Raw genomic sequence first — 680 nt, 5'->3', positions numbered from 1 at the left:
TTGGCATAGGTCTCGATAAAGGTTGCAACGGGCTCTGCCATGGTCATGCCCCAAATAGGATAGCCGATATAAATGGTTTGATAGTGAGATAAATCTGGCATCTCTACGTCCAATTCAGGAGTGTTTTTGACATTTCGTTCCTGATTGGCCCGTTGTACCGTTTCACCATAATCAGAACTATACGTTTCTTTGGCAACCAATTCAATCACATCTGCACCAGAAAGTGCCTGAATCTTGCTAGCCAGTAACTCAGTAGAGCCTGACCGTGAAAAATAGACAATCAGACTATCGGCGTCTTCCGACAAGATTCGAGTCGGCTCTTGCTCAGAATTGGTATCTTTTCCATCCGAGACTGTCCCTCGACTATTATTCCACTCTGCATCTGAGAGACCAACTTGCGGTGCTGCAATCTGACTTTGGTCCATTTTTCCGCTTGGAAGAATAGATGCCGAAGATGATGAACTGCTGTTTGTTTGGCTTTCGTTTTGAACGGAGCAAGCAGCTAAGACTAGAACACTTACCAATAAAATAAAACTTTTTCTCATAGAAACCTCCTAGGGATTTTTTCCAAATTGATAAACAAAGATAAGAACAAAAAGCAAAGCGACTAGGCTAAAACCAGCCATCCAACCAAGACTGACATAGAAATTCGATGTCGTCGCCATAATAACAGATAAGCC

General features: G+C 42.6%; 1 protein-coding gene. It reads right to left on the bottom strand.

What is annotated here, in order from left to right:
* Window positions 1–545 (bottom strand): flavodoxin (locus tag SPADD19_RS02210; RefSeq protein ID WP_061455086.1); only part of this gene is annotated, 545 nt, incomplete at its 3' end.
* Window positions 546–680 lie beyond the last annotated feature (135 nt).

The sequence above is a fragment of the Streptococcus parasanguinis genome, from assembly GCF_001578955.1.
GTDB lineage: Bacteria > Bacillota > Bacilli > Lactobacillales > Streptococcaceae > Streptococcus > Streptococcus parasanguinis_U.
Note: the sequence above shows the minus strand (reverse complement) of the source record. Positions and strands in the feature narration are given on the sequence as shown.